Origin of the sequence: Curtobacterium salicis, assembly GCF_011759505.1 — a bacterium.
GTDB lineage: Bacteria > Actinomycetota > Actinomycetes > Actinomycetales > Microbacteriaceae > Curtobacterium > Curtobacterium salicis.
The window spans coordinates 82263-97182 of record NZ_JAAOYO010000004.1; the positions used below are offsets into that span (position 1 = coordinate 82263).

14 protein-coding genes are annotated in these 14920 nt (G+C 72.3%); 8 read left to right on the forward strand and 6 right to left on the reverse strand.

What is annotated here, in order from left to right; all coding sequences use genetic code 11:
- The first annotated feature begins 25 nt into the window (after window positions 1-25).
- Window positions 26-1105 (forward strand): NADP-dependent oxidoreductase, encoded by a 1080-nt coding sequence (locus tag E9228_RS12605; RefSeq protein ID WP_166780921.1) that lies wholly within the window; start codon window positions 26-28, stop codon window positions 1103-1105.
- 78 nt (window positions 1106-1183) lie between these two features.
- On the opposite strand, the gene E9228_RS12610 is transcribed toward E9228_RS12605, so the two are convergent.
- Genes E9228_RS12610 through E9228_RS12620 form a run of 3 tightly spaced genes read right to left on the reverse strand, consistent with a single transcriptional unit; the run spans window position 1184 to window position 4161 of the window.
- Window positions 1184-2083: an ABC transporter permease gene (locus E9228_RS12610; RefSeq protein WP_289845991.1), complete on the reverse strand. Its 900-nt coding sequence runs from the start codon at window positions 2081-2083 to the stop codon at window positions 1184-1186.
- The gene (locus tag E9228_RS12615) at window positions 2070-3083 is read right to left on the reverse strand and encodes an ABC transporter ATP-binding protein (RefSeq protein ID WP_166780922.1); all 1014 of its coding nucleotides are present in this window, start codon (window positions 3081-3083) and stop codon (window positions 2070-2072) included. The genes E9228_RS12610 and E9228_RS12615 overlap by 14 nt, the downstream gene beginning before the upstream one ends.
- A gap of 10 nt (window positions 3084-3093) precedes the next feature.
- The gene (locus E9228_RS12620) at window positions 3094-4161 is read right to left on the reverse strand and encodes a LolA family protein (RefSeq protein ID WP_166780923.1); all 1068 of its coding nucleotides are present in this window, start codon (window positions 4159-4161) and stop codon (window positions 3094-3096) included.
- 196 nt (window positions 4162-4357) lie between these two features.
- Here E9228_RS12620 and E9228_RS12625 point away from each other — a divergent pair, with 196 nt between their 5' ends.
- On the forward strand, window positions 4358-5416 hold the full coding sequence (locus E9228_RS12625; protein WP_208386149.1) for a sugar-binding transcriptional regulator: 1059 nt from the start codon (window positions 4358-4360) through the stop codon (window positions 5414-5416).
- Window positions 5417-5530: 114 nt separating this feature from the next.
- Here E9228_RS12625 and E9228_RS12630 read toward each other — a convergent pair whose 3' ends face one another.
- The gene (locus tag E9228_RS12630; RefSeq protein WP_166780924.1) at window positions 5531-6544 is read right to left on the reverse strand and encodes a GTP-binding protein; all 1014 of its coding nucleotides are present in this window, start codon (window positions 6542-6544) and stop codon (window positions 5531-5533) included.
- 45 nt (window positions 6545-6589) lie between these two features.
- Between E9228_RS12630 and ykgO the strand changes: the two genes are divergently transcribed.
- Both ykgO and E9228_RS12640 read left to right on the forward strand, forming a co-directional pair.
- Window positions 6590-6712, forward strand: a complete 123-nt coding sequence (ykgO, locus tag E9228_RS12635; protein ID WP_056224971.1) for a type B 50S ribosomal protein L36 — start codon at window positions 6590-6592, stop codon at window positions 6710-6712.
- A gap of 28 nt (window positions 6713-6740) precedes the next feature.
- Window positions 6741-7397 carry a histidine phosphatase family protein gene (locus E9228_RS12640; protein ID WP_166780925.1) on the forward strand — a complete coding sequence of 219 codons (657 nt, stop codon included), beginning with the start codon at window positions 6741-6743 and terminating at the stop codon, window positions 7395-7397.
- 134 nt (window positions 7398-7531) lie between these two features.
- On the opposite strand, the gene E9228_RS12645 is transcribed toward E9228_RS12640, so the two are convergent.
- Complete coding sequence (locus E9228_RS12645; protein WP_208386160.1) at window positions 7532-9274, reverse strand: glycerol-3-phosphate dehydrogenase/oxidase; 1743 nt, start codon at window positions 9272-9274, stop codon at window positions 7532-7534.
- A 192-nt stretch (window positions 9275-9466) separates the two neighbouring features.
- Here E9228_RS12645 and E9228_RS12650 point away from each other — a divergent pair, with 192 nt between their 5' ends.
- The 3 genes from E9228_RS12650 to ald all read left to right on the forward strand — a co-directional run bounded on the left by E9228_RS12650 (window position 9467) and on the right by ald (window position 12803).
- Window positions 9467-10429, forward strand: a complete 963-nt coding sequence (locus E9228_RS12650; protein ID WP_166780927.1) for a sugar-binding transcriptional regulator — start codon at window positions 9467-9469, stop codon at window positions 10427-10429.
- A 100-nt stretch (window positions 10430-10529) separates the two neighbouring features.
- Entirely contained in the window at window positions 10530-11549 is a 1020-nt protein-coding gene (locus E9228_RS17380) for an AraC family transcriptional regulator (protein ID WP_166780928.1), read from the forward strand.
- 153 nt (window positions 11550-11702) lie between these two features.
- Window positions 11703-12803 (forward strand): alanine dehydrogenase, encoded by a 1101-nt coding sequence (ald, locus tag E9228_RS12660; protein WP_166780929.1) that lies wholly within the window; start codon window positions 11703-11705, stop codon window positions 12801-12803.
- 114 nt (window positions 12804-12917) lie between these two features.
- Here ald and E9228_RS12665 read toward each other — a convergent pair whose 3' ends face one another.
- A complete protein-coding gene (locus E9228_RS12665; RefSeq protein WP_166780930.1) occupies window positions 12918-13706 on the reverse strand; it encodes a tryptophan-rich sensory protein in 789 nt (262 codons plus the stop codon).
- A 103-nt stretch (window positions 13707-13809) separates the two neighbouring features.
- Between E9228_RS12665 and E9228_RS12670 the strand changes: the two genes are divergently transcribed.
- Window positions 13810-14793 (forward strand): magnesium and cobalt transport protein CorA, encoded by a 984-nt coding sequence (locus tag E9228_RS12670; RefSeq protein WP_341849884.1) that lies wholly within the window; start codon window positions 13810-13812, stop codon window positions 14791-14793.
- Window positions 14794-14920 lie beyond the last annotated feature (127 nt).

Sequence of the window (14920 nt, forward strand, 5' to 3'; positions counted from 1 at the left end):
CGCACGACGTCCCGAGGAGGGTGACATGCGAACCGGTAGCGCAGTCCAGTACGAGCGGTACGGCGACTTCGACGTGGTCGAGGTCGTGCCACAGGAACGGCCCACACCCGGACCCGGCGAGGTGGTCGTCGAGGTCATCTCCGCCGGCCTCAACCACATCGAGCGGTTCCTCCGCGAAGGCAAGCTGCAGGACCACATCCAGGTCGAGTTCCCGGCCCGTCAGGGTGTCGACCTCGCCGGCATCGTCCGTGCCCGCGGCGCCGGGGTGAAGGACCTGCGCGTCGGTGACGAGGTCATGGGCCACGCACCCGACGGCGGCTCGCACGCGACCTGGGTCGTGGTGCCCCGCGAGGCCGTCGTCATGAAGCCCACGCACGTCGGGTGGGAGGTCGCCGGCGGTCTCTACCTGGCCGGCTGCACCGCGGTCGACGTGGTCCGGAAGCTCCGCCTGGGCCCCGGCGACACCGTCGTCATCAGCGCCGCCGCCGGTGGCGTCGGCCACATCCAGTGCCAGCTCGCCCGCGACGCCGGCGCGACCGTGATCGGCCTCGGCAGTCCGAGGAACCACGACTACCTCCGCCAGATCGGCATCCTGCCCGTCGCCTACGGGGACGGTGAGGAGGCACGGATCACCGAGATCGCGGACGGCCGGCCCGTCACCGCCTTCATCGACAACCACGGGGACGACTCCGCGCACGAGCTCGCGCTCCGACTGGGTGTCGACGAGAAGCGGTTCGTCTCGTCCGAGGCCCGGCGTGACGCGGAGCTCCGTTTCCTCCGCGCCCCGGCGTCCGACCCGGAGGCGAAGGAGCTCATCCTCTTCCTGGCCAAGGCCGTCGAGGACCGCCGCGTCCAGATCCTCATCTCGGGCTTCTACCCGTTCGAGTACATCGTCGACGCGTACGAGGACCTGGCCGAGATGCACTCCCGCGGCAAGGTCGTCGTGGGCATGCAGCCCGTCGAGACCGGAGCACGCCAGGACTGGTACCGGTCCGAGAAGGCCCGCGACCTGCGCGACCGCTACGCGGAGGAGAAGGCCGACGGCACGCTCGAGAGCGGGTCACCGGCATCGCGTGGCGCCGAGGGTGCGGTCTCGACCGGCTGAACCGCCACCACCACCGGCCCTGCTCCAGGCCGCTGACCGAGGACGTCCCCGCCGCGGGGCGGGGACGTCCTCGTCGGTTCAGCTGAGGATGTCCTTGCCGGCGAACCGGCCGTACGCCAGCGCCCCGAACACGACCAGGTAGCCGAGCTGCAGGAGCGCGTTGCTGCCGAACGAGTCGAACGAGATCGGGTCGCGGAGCAGGTCGCCGAACCCGAGCCACAGGTGCGAGAACAGGTACGGGTGCAACCAGTCCAGCTGCGGCAGCTGGTCGAGCACCTGCGAGACGCCGGCCAGCACCACGGTGGCGGCCATCGCCCCGACGGGCACGTTGGTCAGCGTCGAGGCGAACAGCCCGATCGCGACCAACCCGAGCATCGAGAGGGTGACGTAGAGCGCGAGCAGCAGGGCACGACCCGCGTACGACCAGCCGTCGACCTGGGTGCCGGACAGCAGCGTCACGGGCCCGATCGGGAACAGCACGGCACCGATCGCGGCGCCGACGAGCACGACGAGCAGGGTCGCGGCGAGGCAGAACGCGATCGCGCCCGCCGTCTTCACCAGGATGAACCGCACCCGGCCGGTCGGAGCGACGAGCAGGTAGCGCAGGGTGCCGTGGCTCGCCTCGCCCGCGACGGTGTCGCCGGCGACGACCCCGACGGTCAGCGGCAGGAACAGTGGGATCGAGACGGCCAGCGCGGTGAAGGCGACGAAGAGGCCGTTGTTCGTGATGTCGCCGAGGAAGGCCGGACCCCCGCTGTCTCCGTCGGTGGTCAGGCGGACGGCGACCGCGATGAGGATCGGCACGGCCGCCAGGGCACCGAGCATGGCCCAGGTGCGGCGGCGCCGGAAGACGAGCGCGAGTTCGGAGCCGAGCAGGGCGAACGAACGGGTCCGGCGCGCCGGGGCGGTGCCGCGGTCGGCGCTGCCGGTCGTCGCCGGGTGCTCGGCGGTGGTCGGGGTGGGCTCAGCCAGCGACATCGAATCCCTCTCCGGTGAGCGCGACGAACAGGTCCTCGAGCGTGCCGCCACCGACGGCGAGCCCACGGACCCGGACGTCGGCGCGGACGAGTTCCGCGGTGATGGTCTCCGGTTCGACGTCCGCCACGAGGTCGGCGATGAGCACGTCGGACCCGCCGTCGCGTCTCGGAGCCAGGCCGAGGCGTCCGAGGACGACCGCGGCCTGCCCGACGTCCGGGGTGCGGACCGTCACGGTGCGGGCGCCGGCGGAGCGGAGGTCGTCGAGCGTTCCCTGCGCGACCAGCTGCCCGGTGCGCATCACGGCGGCGTGCGTGCAGACCTGTTCGATCTCGGCGAGCAGGTGGCTCGACACGAAGACCGTGGTGCCGTCGTCGGCCAGGGAACGGATGAGGTTGCGGACCTCGCGGGTGCCCTGCGGGTCGAGGCCGTTCGTGGGCTCGTCGAGCACCAGGAGTTCACGCGGCGTGAGCAGGGCGTTCGCCAGACCCAGGCGCTGCTTCATGCCGAGCGAGTACGCATGCGCCTTCTTGTCGGCCGCGTGGGTCAGCCCGACGCGGTCCAGGGCCCGTGCGACCCGGTCCTTCCGGCTGCGCGGGTCCGAGGTGGGGTCGGCGGCGTCGAACCGGGACAGGTTCGCCCGTCCCGACAGGTACGGGTAGAACGCCGGTCCCTCCACCAGGGCACCGACGCGGGGGAGCACCGATCGGAGCGCCGTGGGCATCGGCTCACCGAGCACCTGGATCGAACCGCCGGTCGCGCTCGAGAGCCCGAGCAGCATCCGGATCGTCGTGGTCTTGCCGGAACCGTTCGGGCCGAGGAACCCGAAGACCGAGCCGCGGGGGACGGCCAGGTCGATGCCGTCCACCGCCCGCTGCTTGTGGAACACCTTGCGGAGTCCCTCGGTGCGGATGGCGAGGTCGGAGTCGGTCGCAGGAGCCGCAGCCGTGGCCGACGCCGCGCTGGTCCCCGGTGCCGCGGCCGCGTCGGTCCCCGTCGTCACGGCGCCGTCGTCACTTCGCCGCGGCGACCAGGGTCGAGACCGGCACCGCGCCGGCCAGGACCCGGCCGTCGTCGGTCAGGTACACCGACACGAGCGTCGTCTGGACGGCGCGACCACCCGCGACCGCGGTGGTGAGCTGGTCGAGCAGACCCGAGGCGTCGGCGTCGAGCCCGGCCTGGTCGGCGCTGCCGGCGGGGAGTGCCACGACCGTGTCCCACCCGCTGCCGGTGACCGTCGGGCGCTCGGCGCTGCCGGTGTTGTGGTGGCGGGCTCCGTGGCCCGGCGTGGCGTCGGAGAGGTCCTTCGTGCTGACGTCCGCGCCGGCCGGCGGGGTGAAGTCGAACAGGCGTGCCGCCGGGGCGCCGTAGTCGAGGCTGGTGAACCCGACCTGGAAGGCGGGGTCGGTCTGGCCGTCGGCCGTGACGGACGCGCGGAGGGGGAGTCCGGTCTGCTGGTCGACGGCGAGCTGGACCGAACCGACCAGGGTGTCGGAGGACTTCGGCGTGAGGGTCAGCAGCCAGGCGTCGTGCCCGGCGACCGAGGTGGCGACGGGCTTCGAGACCGTCGTGGTGGGCGTGATCGCGTCGACGGCCTGCTCGGCGACGTCCGTCGGGGTGGTCGTGCCGCTGCTCGGGGTCTGGGCGGACCGGCTGGGGAGCGTGGTCTTCGTCGCCGCGTGCTGCTTCGAGTCCCAGGTCCAGACGGTGCTGCCGTTGCGGATGAGGTCTTGCTCGGCGAGCTGCTCGGTGACCTGCACGCGCTGCTTGCTCGCGCCGTCGACGTAGACGCGGGCGGTGTGCGACGCGGTGAGCAGGCTGAGGGCGTCCGAGGCTTCGCCCTCGAGCGAGGAGCCGCCGGCACCGGTGGGGAGCTCCGGCAGGCCCAGGTCGCTCGTCTGCGAGAGCTTGCCCGAGTACCGCGCGTCGGAGGACCCCGCGATGCTGGCGATCACGGCCGCCGCGGTCGGGTCGTTGCCGGCGATGGGGGTGGACGCGGCCTGCGCGATGACGGGAGCGGCGACGGCACCGGCCACGACGACGGGTGCGATCAGGGCCGGCAGCCAGACGGACTTCTTCATGGGTGGATCCCCTCGATGGAACGTCGGACCCCGCTGTGGAGCGCATCGGAGTCTCGAGCACGGTACGTCCGGCAACCGACAGAACGCTGTGCTCGCGTGGGCCGCCGGGCAGCCGACGTCCGGCCGCGCGGCGCTACGATCGCGGTGTCGTCCGCACGCCCGGCCGACGGCACCAGACCCGGGAGGACCGCGCTCGATGTCCGACACGACCCCGTCCGACACGACCCCGTCCGACACGACCCCGTCCGCGTCGGTCCCGTCCGTCCCGGTCCGGGTCCCGGCCACGCCCGAGCAGCCGGCGTCCGCCACGTCGACGGAGAGCCAGCGATCCCGGTTCCCGCTCGACACCGTCTACCAGGCCGCGCGGATGTACTACCTCGAGGACGCCACCCAGAACGAGATCGCGACGCGCCTCGGGGTCTCCCGTCCGACGGTGAGTCGCCTGGTCTCCGAGGCCCGCCGTGCCGGCCTGGTCCGGATCGAGGTCGTCGACCCCTTCCAGGACGAGACCGTCGCCCTGGCCGAGCGGCTGCAGGTGGTGCTCGGGTTGCAGGCCGTGCACCTGGCCGCCGTCACCCACGCCGCGACCCTGGGCGTGGACCTCGCCGACCCGGTCGCCGCCGCCGTCGAGGGCATGCGACTGGCCCCGGGCGACGCCGTCCTGATGTCGTCGGGCAGCACGGTGCACGCGATCGCGCACGGGGCGATGCCGCCGATGCCGGGCGTGCAGCTCGTCCCGACCGTCGGCGGTCAGGCCGATCCGAACCAGTGGTTCCAGACGAACGAGATCACCCGGGCCGCAGCGGAGCGGTCCGGTGCGATCCCGACCTTCCTGTTCGCGCAGGCGCTGCCGTCGGAGGCGCTCCGTGCCTCCCTCGACGAGGACCCGGCGTTCCAGCACGTCGTGGGGCTGTGGAGTCGGGCGAAGGGCGCGATCCTCGGCATCGGCGCGCCGGTCGTCACGCGGGATGCGATGGCGCGCGGCCTGCCCGTCGACGACGACGTGTTCGACCGGGCCACGGGTGACGTCTGCCTCAACTTCACCGGCCCGGACGGCGAGCCGATCGAGTTCCCGGGCAGCGACCGGATGGTGCGGACCTCTCGACAGGTCCTCGCCGCCGTGCCGCACGCGGTCGGCGTGGCGGTCGGCGTGGTCAAGGTGCCGAGCATCATCAGCGCAGTCCGGGGTCGTCTGGTCAACGAGCTGGTCACGGACGCGGCGACGGCGCGGGCACTGCTCGACGCGCTCGCCTGACCGGTCGGGAGGCCCGGCGCACCTCAGCGTGCGTGCCGCCGGTTCGATCGCCACGGCGGGCCGCCAGCAGGAGCCGAGCCGTCCCTCCCGTCCGCCGTGGCCGGGCCGTACCGGTCACTCGCCGCGGTCGAGGGCCGGCCAGACCGGGAACGGGTCGGCCCAGGAGCGCCAGAGGTCCGGGCCGGCCAGCAGCTCCGACGGCGTGATGAGCGCCCCGTCGAGCGCGCGGGTCAGCCGGTCGACGTCGAGCCCCTCGCCGACGAACCAGAGCGCCTGGCCGATCGGGGCGTCTTCGTCCCAGGACGGGTTCGCGGTGGGGTCGAGGGCGAGCATCGCGCCGACGCTGGACCACGAGCCGACGTGGTCCGGTCGGGACGCCAGGCGGAAGAACCCGCGCGAGCGGAGCACCCGACCCTGCGGACCCGCGACGAGGTCGTGCTCGACGACGTCGGCCAGCCGTGCGGGGTGGAACGGCAGCGGGTCGCGGTAGCGGAACGCGGTCAGCCCGTCGGTGCTCGGGACCCGGACGTCGTGGTCGGTCGAGAGGGCGCGCATCCAGCCGGCCGACCCAGCGAGGACGCGCGCTGCGGCTCCGTTCGAGGCCGGCAGGTCGGCGGTGCTCCGGACCCGGACGTCGGCGAGCACGACGGCATGCGGGGCACAGCGGTGCACGACGGCGACGAGGGCTCGGCGGCGGGCGACCGGCAGCCGTTCGGTGCCCTGGAGCACGATGACGGTCGCGTACTCGATGAGGGCCGCGAGCCGCTCGCCGGCGACGAACGCGTCGTCGACGCCGGACCAGAGCAGGTGTTCGACCTCGCCGGCGCGGAGGACCGACACCACGTGGTCGATCACCCGGTCGTCGCCGGTCTCGGCACGAGCGGCGTTCGCGAGCATCATCGCGACCGCCCGGGCGTCACCCCAGGCCGGCAGTGTGACGACGAGGGAGTGCCGGGCGTCCGGACCGCAGACCTCGGCGAGGCGGTCCGCCCGATCGGCGACGGCACGGGCGGCCGCCGGGGCGCTGCCGGCGGCGTGCATCCGGTGGCCGTCCGACAGCCTGGCGGCGACACGGACGGCATCGGCGTCGTGGAGTGCGGACACGAGGGTGATCGGGACGGTCGACATGTGCAGTACGGTACATGAAAACCGTTCTCAACAAGGAGGCTCATGGTGAAGGTCCGCAACTCGCTCAAGGCGCTGAAGAAGATCCCCGGCTCGCAGGTCGTCCGCCGCCGAGGACGCGTGTACGTCATCAACAAGAAGGACCCGCGCTGGAACACCCGGCAGGGGTGACGCCCAGGCCGCTCCGTAGGGTGAGGGCATGCGACTCCTGCTCGTCCGCCACGGACAGACCCCCGCGAACGTGACCGGCCTGCTCGACGCCGAGGTGCCCGGGCCCGGCCTGACCGACCTCGGCCAGGAGCAGGCCGACGCGCTGCCCGCGGCCCTCGGCGACCGGGGGATCGAGCGGCTCTTCACCTCGTCGATGGTGCGGACGCAGGTCACCGCCGCACCGCTCGCCCGCGCGCTCGACCTGGAGCCCGTGGTGCTGCCGGGTCTCCGTGAGATCGAGGCCGGTGCGCTGCAGGGCAAGCGGGACACCGTGTCGGTCCAGAGCTACCTGGCGGCCGCGTACGCGTGGGCCGCGGGCGACCGTGACGAGCGGATGCCCGGCGCCGAGGACGGGCACGCCTTCTTTGCCCGCTACGACGACGCCGTGCGGCAGATCGAAGCGACCGGCGCCGAGGTCGCGGCGGCGTTCAGCCACGGCGCGGCGATCCGGATCTGGGCCGCGGTCACGGCGCAGAACGTGCCGAGCGACCTCGGCCGGAACCGGCACCTCGAGAACACCGGCGTCGTCGAGCTCGAGGGCTCGAGCGCGGACGGGTGGCGTCTCGTGGACTGGGCGGGGGAGCCGATCGGCGGCGACGAGCTCACCGACCTGAGCGCGCAGGACCCGACCGGCGAGCGGTTCTGACGGACCCGGCCCGCGCCTCCCGTCCGGACGCGGTCCCCGCGGAACGCGCGGTCCCCGCGAAACGCAACCTGGGCGGCTCCTCGCAGCGGAATAGCGCTGCGGAGAACCGCCCAGGTTGCGTTTTGCGGGAGGGGTCAGGCGAGCTGCGACGCGGAGGTCAGCGGCACGATGACGCCGTGCGACTCGCGGAGGACGTCGAGCGTGCGCTGGATCTCGTCCGCGCGCTCCTCGGTCGTCCAGCCGAGGGTGTCGGCCAGGACGTCGGCCAGCTCGTCGAGCAGGTCGATCGTGACGCCACCGACGAACGCCAGGTTCGTCCTGCGCAGCACCACGTCGATCAGGTGCACGGCCTGCTCGTGCTCGGCGAAGTACCGGACCTCGCCACGGGTGATCGTGGCGTCGGACTCGAGCGGCTCGACCGGACCGGTGACCAGGGCGTCGACGACCTCGGCGGCACGGGTGCCGTAGCGGTCGAGCAGACGGTCGACCGTCTCGGACGCGAGCCCGTCACGGTGCGACTTGATCCACAGGGCACGCTGCCCGTCGGTGGTCGGGAAGTCCTTGCCACCGCCGATCGGCATGCCGGTCGTGTCGACCTTGCGGCTGACGCCGAGCTTCGTCGTGATGTCCGTGGACAGGTGCGCGGCGAGTGCGCGGAACGTCGTCCACTTGCCACCGACGAGCGACAGGACCGTGGTCTCCGGCAGACCCGCGATCGGGGTGTCGACGATCCGGTAGTCACGTGACACGAACCCGGGGGCGGTGTCCTCGTGGCGGGGGAGCGGGCGGATGCCCGAGTAGCGGTAGACGATGTGGTCGCGGTTCAGCTCGATCTGCGGGAAGACGTGCTTCACGAGGCCGAAGAAGTAGTCGACCTCTTCCTCCGTGCAGACGGCCGGCTCGGACGGGTCCGCGTCGATGTCGGTGGTGCCGATGAGCACCCGGCCCTTGAGCGGGTAGATGAGGACGATGCGACCGTCGTTGTTCTCGAAGAACAGCTCGCGGCCCTTCGTCGCCTCGAGGAGCTCGGGGTTGTCGACGACGATGTGGGAGCCCTTGGTGCCGCCCATGTACTTCGTCTCGCCACCGAACGCCTCGTTGGTGAGGTCGGTCCAGGGGCCGGACGCGTTCACGACGACGTCCGCGGTGAACACGAACTCCTCGCCGGTCTCGCGGTCGCGGAGCAGGACGCCGCCGTCACGGCTGCCGGCGGCCTCGACGTAGTTGGTCGCACGCGCGGTGGCGTCGGACCCGGTGCCGGTGCCGGCGGTCAGGCCGTCCTTGAGGACGTCGAGGGCCAGGCGCTCCGGCTCGTGGACCGAGGCGTCGTAGTAGGTGCCGGTGTACTTGAGGTCGCGGTTCAGGGCGGGCATGTCCTCGAGCGCGGCCTTCTTCGTGCGGAAGACGTGCTTCGGGACCGAGCCGCCGTCGCGGGAGAACGAGTCGTAGATCGTCATGCCGATCTTGATGAGCATCGCCCCGCGCTCCTTCGTGGAGCGCTGCTTGTGCGTGAGCATCCGCAGCGGGGCGTTCATGATGCCGGAGAACGTCGAGAAGACCGGCATGGTGGTCTGCAGCGGCTTGACGTAGTGCGGGGCGATGCGGATCAGGCCGTTGCGCTCCTGCACGCTCTCGCGGACCAGGCGGAACTCGCCGTTCTCCAGGTAGCGGATGCCGCCGTGGATCATGTGGCTGGACGCGGCCGAGGCGCCCGAGGCGTAGTCGCCGCGCTCGACGAGGGCGACGTCGACGCCCTGCAGGGCGAGGTCGCGGAAGGTGGCGATGCCGTTGATGCCACCACCGACGATGAGGACCTGTGCGTTCGGGCGTCCGGTGAGGGCGGTGACCGTGTTCCTGGGCTGCGTCTTCTTCGACATGGTCGTTCGCATCGCTTTCTGGGGTCGATTCCGTTGGTACTCCATCGATCGTGCGCCCGTCGGAACGCGTGGGCAACCTGCGTGCACGGACGTGCAGAACGGTTGTCGCGCCTCCGGTCCGTGGTGCGTCGGTGCGGACGGGAGGCGCGGACGGGGTTGCAGAGCACGTGCACGTCCGTGCATGCTCGGTCCATGAGCGATGCCGCCCAGCCCGTGCGCACCCAGCAGGCCCTGCGGGCCGCGCACCTCTACTACCTGCAGGACCTGACGATGGACGCCATCGCCGACGAGCTCGGCACGTCCCGCTCCTCGGTGTCCCGACTGCTGAAGTACGCGCGGGACACCGGACTCGTCGACATCCAGATCCGCTCGCCCCTGGACCAGGCCGCCGCGCTCAGCCGCAGCATCCGGGCCCGGTTCGGCGTGCACGCCCACGTCGTGCCGGTGCCCGACCACACGAGCGACGTGGACCGGTTGGAGCGGGTCGCCCTCTCCGCCGCCCGGATCCTGACGCAGTACATCGAGTCGAACATGGTGATCGGCATCTCGTGGGGCTCGACCGTGAGCGCCGTCAGCCGGTACCTCGTCCCGAAGACCACGCACGGGTCCACGATCGTGCAGGTCAACGGTGCGGCCAACACCCGCACGACCGGCATCGTCTACGCCTCCGAGATCCTCCGGCGCTTCGGCGAGGCGTACGGCGCCCTCGTGCAGCAGTTCCCGGTGCCCGCGTTCTTCGACGATCCCGCCACCAAGGCCGCGCTCTTCCGGGAGCGCTCGATCCGCCGCGTGCTCGACCTGCACGAACGGATGGACGTCGTCGTGTTCGGCGTCGGCGCCCCGCAGGCCCCGGTGCCCTCGCACGTGTACTCCGGCGGGTACCTGGACCCGGCCGACCAGGACGAGCTGGTCAAGGCGCAGGTCGTCGGCGATGTCTCGACCGTGTTCTACCGCGCGGACGGGTCGTGGAAGGACATCGGGGTGAACGCCCGGGCCGGCGCACCCGACCTCGACACGATCAAGCGTGCACCGCGGCGGATCTGCGTCGTCGCCGGGCGGGGCAAGGCGGCGTCGCTGCGCGGAGCGCTGGCGGCGGGGCTCGTGACGGACCTCATCCTGGACGAGAGCGTGGGGCAGGCGATCCTGCAGAACTGACCCGGTCGGCCCCGCCCGCGGGGCCGGTCTCCGGCCCTGACCCCGCTTCTGGGGTGCGTGGACCGGTCGCGATGTCGGTGGTGTGATCTACGGTCGGAGCATGGTGCTCACTCCCGAAGCCGGTCCGTCCGTCGCCCGCCGATCCGGCAGCGTCGAGCGGCCACGCGCCGTCCCACGACAGGACACGCGCTCCTACCGACGGCTTTCGGGGACCGACATCGACCAGGCGATGGCGTTCTTCACGTCGGACTACGACCTGAAGGCCCCCGTCATCCGCCGGACCCGGCCGGACACGCTCTGGGACTTCGCCGGCGTCACCGACGAGCGGATGTCCCTCCGGACCTCGCGGTTCGGCGTGGACCTGCGCAGCCAGAGCCAGTCCGACGACGTCATCGTCGCGTGGCTCCGCAGCGGCAGCAGCACCATCACGTTCAAGGGCCGCTCCGTCGACCTGGCGCAGGGCGTGCCGATGGTGCTGCCCTCGGAGCTCTACGACCTGCACCACCGCGACATCGGCCTGAACCTCGTCCACCTGGACCGCACGTTCCTGACCGACCTGGTGGGGGACGAGACCTTCGCGTTCGAACCCCTCGAGCGACCGGATCCCGAGGGCCTGCGGGTCTGGCAGGAAACCGTACGCCGGCACTCGTCCACGTGGCTGCAGGTCGACAACGAGCTCTCGGCCATCGCGCGCCGGGACATCGCCGAGGCCTTCGCGACCGCCGCGGTCCGGGCGTTCCCGCGTCGCACGACCTGGCGCGCTGCGGTGTCCGGCACGGGGCCGGAGCACCAGCGCCTGCGCCGTGCCCTGGACTACGTGCACGCCCACGCCCGCGAGCCCATCGGCACCCCCGAGATCGCTGTGGCTGCCGGCCTCAGCCCGCGCGGTCTGCAGCAGTCGCTCCGCCGGCACCTCGACCAGACTCCGGGCGAGCTCCTCCGCTCCGTTCGCCTCGACGGCGCGCGTGAGGACCTCCGCCGCGCCGAGCGCGACGAGACCTCGGTGGCCGACATCGCCCGCGGGTGGGGCTTCGGGCACCTCGGACGCTTCTCGGCGGCGTTCCGGTCCCGCTTCGGCGAGCTGCCGAGCGACACGCTGCGGTCCCGACTGCGTCGCTGAGCAGCATTCGGTGGGAGCGCTCCGCCGGACCCTCGAGCCGAACACGATGACACCGTCCGGGCTCTGACCGGTGGATCGTTCGGTCCGGGCACGTCCCGGACGAACGCGCGGCTGAATGGTGGGACCGAGCAACTGCCCACGAAGGAGTCCGTCATGCGCATCGGCGTCCCCACCGAGATCAAGAACAACGAGTACCGCGTCGCCGTCACCCCCGCCGGGGTCGCCGAACTGACGATGCACGGCCACCAGGTGCTCGTGCAGGCCGGCGCCGGCACGGGGTCCGCCTTCGCCGACGACGAGTACACCGCGGCCGGTGCGACGGTCGTCCCCGAGGCCCGCCAGGTCTGGGACCAGGCCGAGATGGTGCTCAAGGTCAAGGAACCCGTCGCGGCCGAGTACCCGCTGATCCGCGAGGGACAGGTGCTCTTCACCTACCTGCACCTGGCTGCCGACCGGCCGCTGACCTCGGCGCTCGTCGAGTCCGGAGCGACCGCGATCGCCTACGAGACGGTGCAGCTGCCGGACCGCTCGCTGCCGCTGCTGTCGCCGATGTCGGAGATCGCCGGCCGACTCTCCGCGCAGGTCGGCGCCCACCACCTGATGCGGGCCACCGGCGGTCGGGGGCTGCTCCTCGGCGGCGTCCCGGGCACCCCGAAGGGCCGGGTCGTGGTGATCGGCGGCGGCGTCGCCGGCGAGCACGCGGCGACGATCGCACTCGGGATGGGCGCCGAGGTGACCGTCTTCGACATCAGCCTGCCGCGCCTCCGGGCCCTCGACGCGCGGTTCGACGGCCGGGTGACGACCCTCCGCTCCAACCCGCTGGCGATCGCGGCGGCCGTGGCCGACGCCGACCTGGTCATCGGGTCCGTGCTGATCCCCGGTGCCTCGGCACCGAAGCTCGTCACCGACGCGATGGTCGCCGACATGCGCCCCGGATCGGTGCTGGTGGACATCGCGATCGACCAGGGCGGGTGCTTCGAGGGGTCGCGGCCGACGACCCACGACGGCCCGACCTTCCGGGTGCACGACGCCGTCTACTACTGCGTGGCGAACATGCCGGGAGCGGTACCCCGCACCAGCACGATCTCGCTGACGAACGCGACGCTGCCCTACGCGGTGGCGATCGCGGACCAGGGGTGGGAGCGCGCGCTCGAGGCTGACCCGGCGCTCGCGCTCGGCCTCAACGTGCACGCCGGCCGGGTCACGAACGCGGCCGTCGCCGCCGCGCACGGGCTGGTGGCCACCGCGCACTGAGCGCACCGGGGCCCGGCGGGGCCCGACGGCGGGCGGCGGGGCAGGGTGGGCCGCGCCTCCCGTCCGGCCGTGGCCCGAGGGCCGACGACGCCGGACGCGCCCGTCCGGCCCGGGCTAGGCGGTGCGCAGCGCGCTCGCGCGCGGAGCCCAGCCGGCGCGGGCACGCGCGACGAGCGTCACGACGACGACCACGACGGTCGCGCCGACGGCCGTCACCGCGGTCGGCACGGAGACCAGGGGTCCGTCGAGCCGAGCGACCGCGACCCAGGCGAGCCCCCAGCCGAGCGACAGCGTGGGTGCGATCCGCCCGTGTCCGGTGACGGCGACGAGCACCCCGACGAGGCCCGCGACCGCTGCCACGACGACACCCCAGACGTCCTGCCCGAGACCGAACCCGCGGAAGCCGGCAGCCGTCAGGACCGCGGCCGTGTTCGCCGCCGTCGCGACGCACACCCAGCCGAGGTAGAGCCCGAACGTGCCGTCGGTGATCAGCGCCTCGAGGCGACCGGACGGCCGCGTGCGCCGGAGCACCACGAACGCCCAGGCGAGGACCCCGAGCAGCGCGACGATGATCGGTTCGCTCAGCCACAGGTACCCGAACTGCACGGACAGGATCCATGCCGCGTTGAGCAGCAGGGACAGTGTCGCGGGCACGGCGAGCCGGTCGTGGCGGGCGCGGTCGGCGGTGCGGGGGAGGAACTGCCACACGGCGAAGGCGATCAGCCCCACGTAGATGACGCTCCAGATGCCGAACGCCGGGCCGCCCGGTGCGATCGCCGTCGAGGAGGCCGAGAGCGCACCGTCCGCCGCCTCTGCGATCGGTGTGCCGCCTGCCGCTCCGGACCCGATGAACGAGCCCACCACGGCGACGACAGCGCTCACCGCGATCACGATCTTCCGCATCCACCGCATGGTCGTTCCTTTCGTCAGCATGCTGAGGACCCGGACGCTACGCCGTCCCGCCGACGTCCGTCCACCCGTCGCCCAGGGTGCGTACGGTGGTCCCGTGACCGTCGAGTTGAACACCGTGTACGTGGACCGCATCGCCCCGACGGCGAGCGGATCCCTCGACGACAGTTTCCGGATGATCGAGGACCACGGCGCCTCGGCGTGCATCGTGCTCGACCGGCCCGACGCGGTCGAGCTCGGCGACGTCGCGGTCGCCCTCGGACTGCACGAGCTGGCGGTCGAGGACTCCGCCGAGGGGCACCAGCGGCCGAAGCTCGAGCGGTACGGTTCGACGCTGTTCGTGGTGCTCAAGCCCGCCGTCTACCGGGACGCCGAGGAGGAGGTCGAGTTCGGCGAGGTGCACGCCTTCGTCGGCGAGGACTTCTTCCTGGCCGTCGTGCAGGCCGACCCGCGCGGACCGGGGACGGTACCGCGCGCGCTGCAGCGGATGAGCGGCAAACCCGGACTCGTCACCGCCGGGTCGCAGGCACAGCTCTGGGCACTGATGGACTCGATCGTCGACGACTACCGCCCGGTCATCGACGGACTGGAAGAGGACATCAACCAGATCGAGGGGCAGCTGTTCTCGGGATCCGCCGGGGTGTCCCGCCGTGTCTACGAGCTGTTCGGCGAGGTCGTGGACTTCCAGCGGGCCGCGCGACCGCTCATCCGGATGATCGAGGACCTGCACCGCGGCGCCGAGAAGTACCACCTGCCGGTCGAGCTGCAGCGCCGCTTCCGCGACGTCCTGGACCACGTCATCCGGGTCGTCGAGCGCCTGGACACCTTCCGGCAGCTGCTGCAGAACGCCCTGACGGTCGACTCGACCCTGGCCGCGCAGAAACAGAACGACGACACCAAGCGCATCTCCGGCTGGGCGGCGATCCTGTTCGCCCCGACGCTGATCGCGGCGATCTACGGCATGAACTTCACGCACATGCCCGAGCTGTCGTGGACCTGGGGCTACCCGCTGTCGATCCTGGCGATGGTGCTGTTCGCCGCGGTGCTGTACGCGGTGTTCAAGGTCAAACGCTGGTTCTGACCGCGCCGGCGCGTCGGGCTGCGGGGACCCGCCGGCGGACCGGGAGGCCCGGATCACCACCCCCGGGTCGGGACCGGACCGCAGATGGTCGGCGAGCCGCCGTCCCGGTCCGGCGGAACGCTCCCGC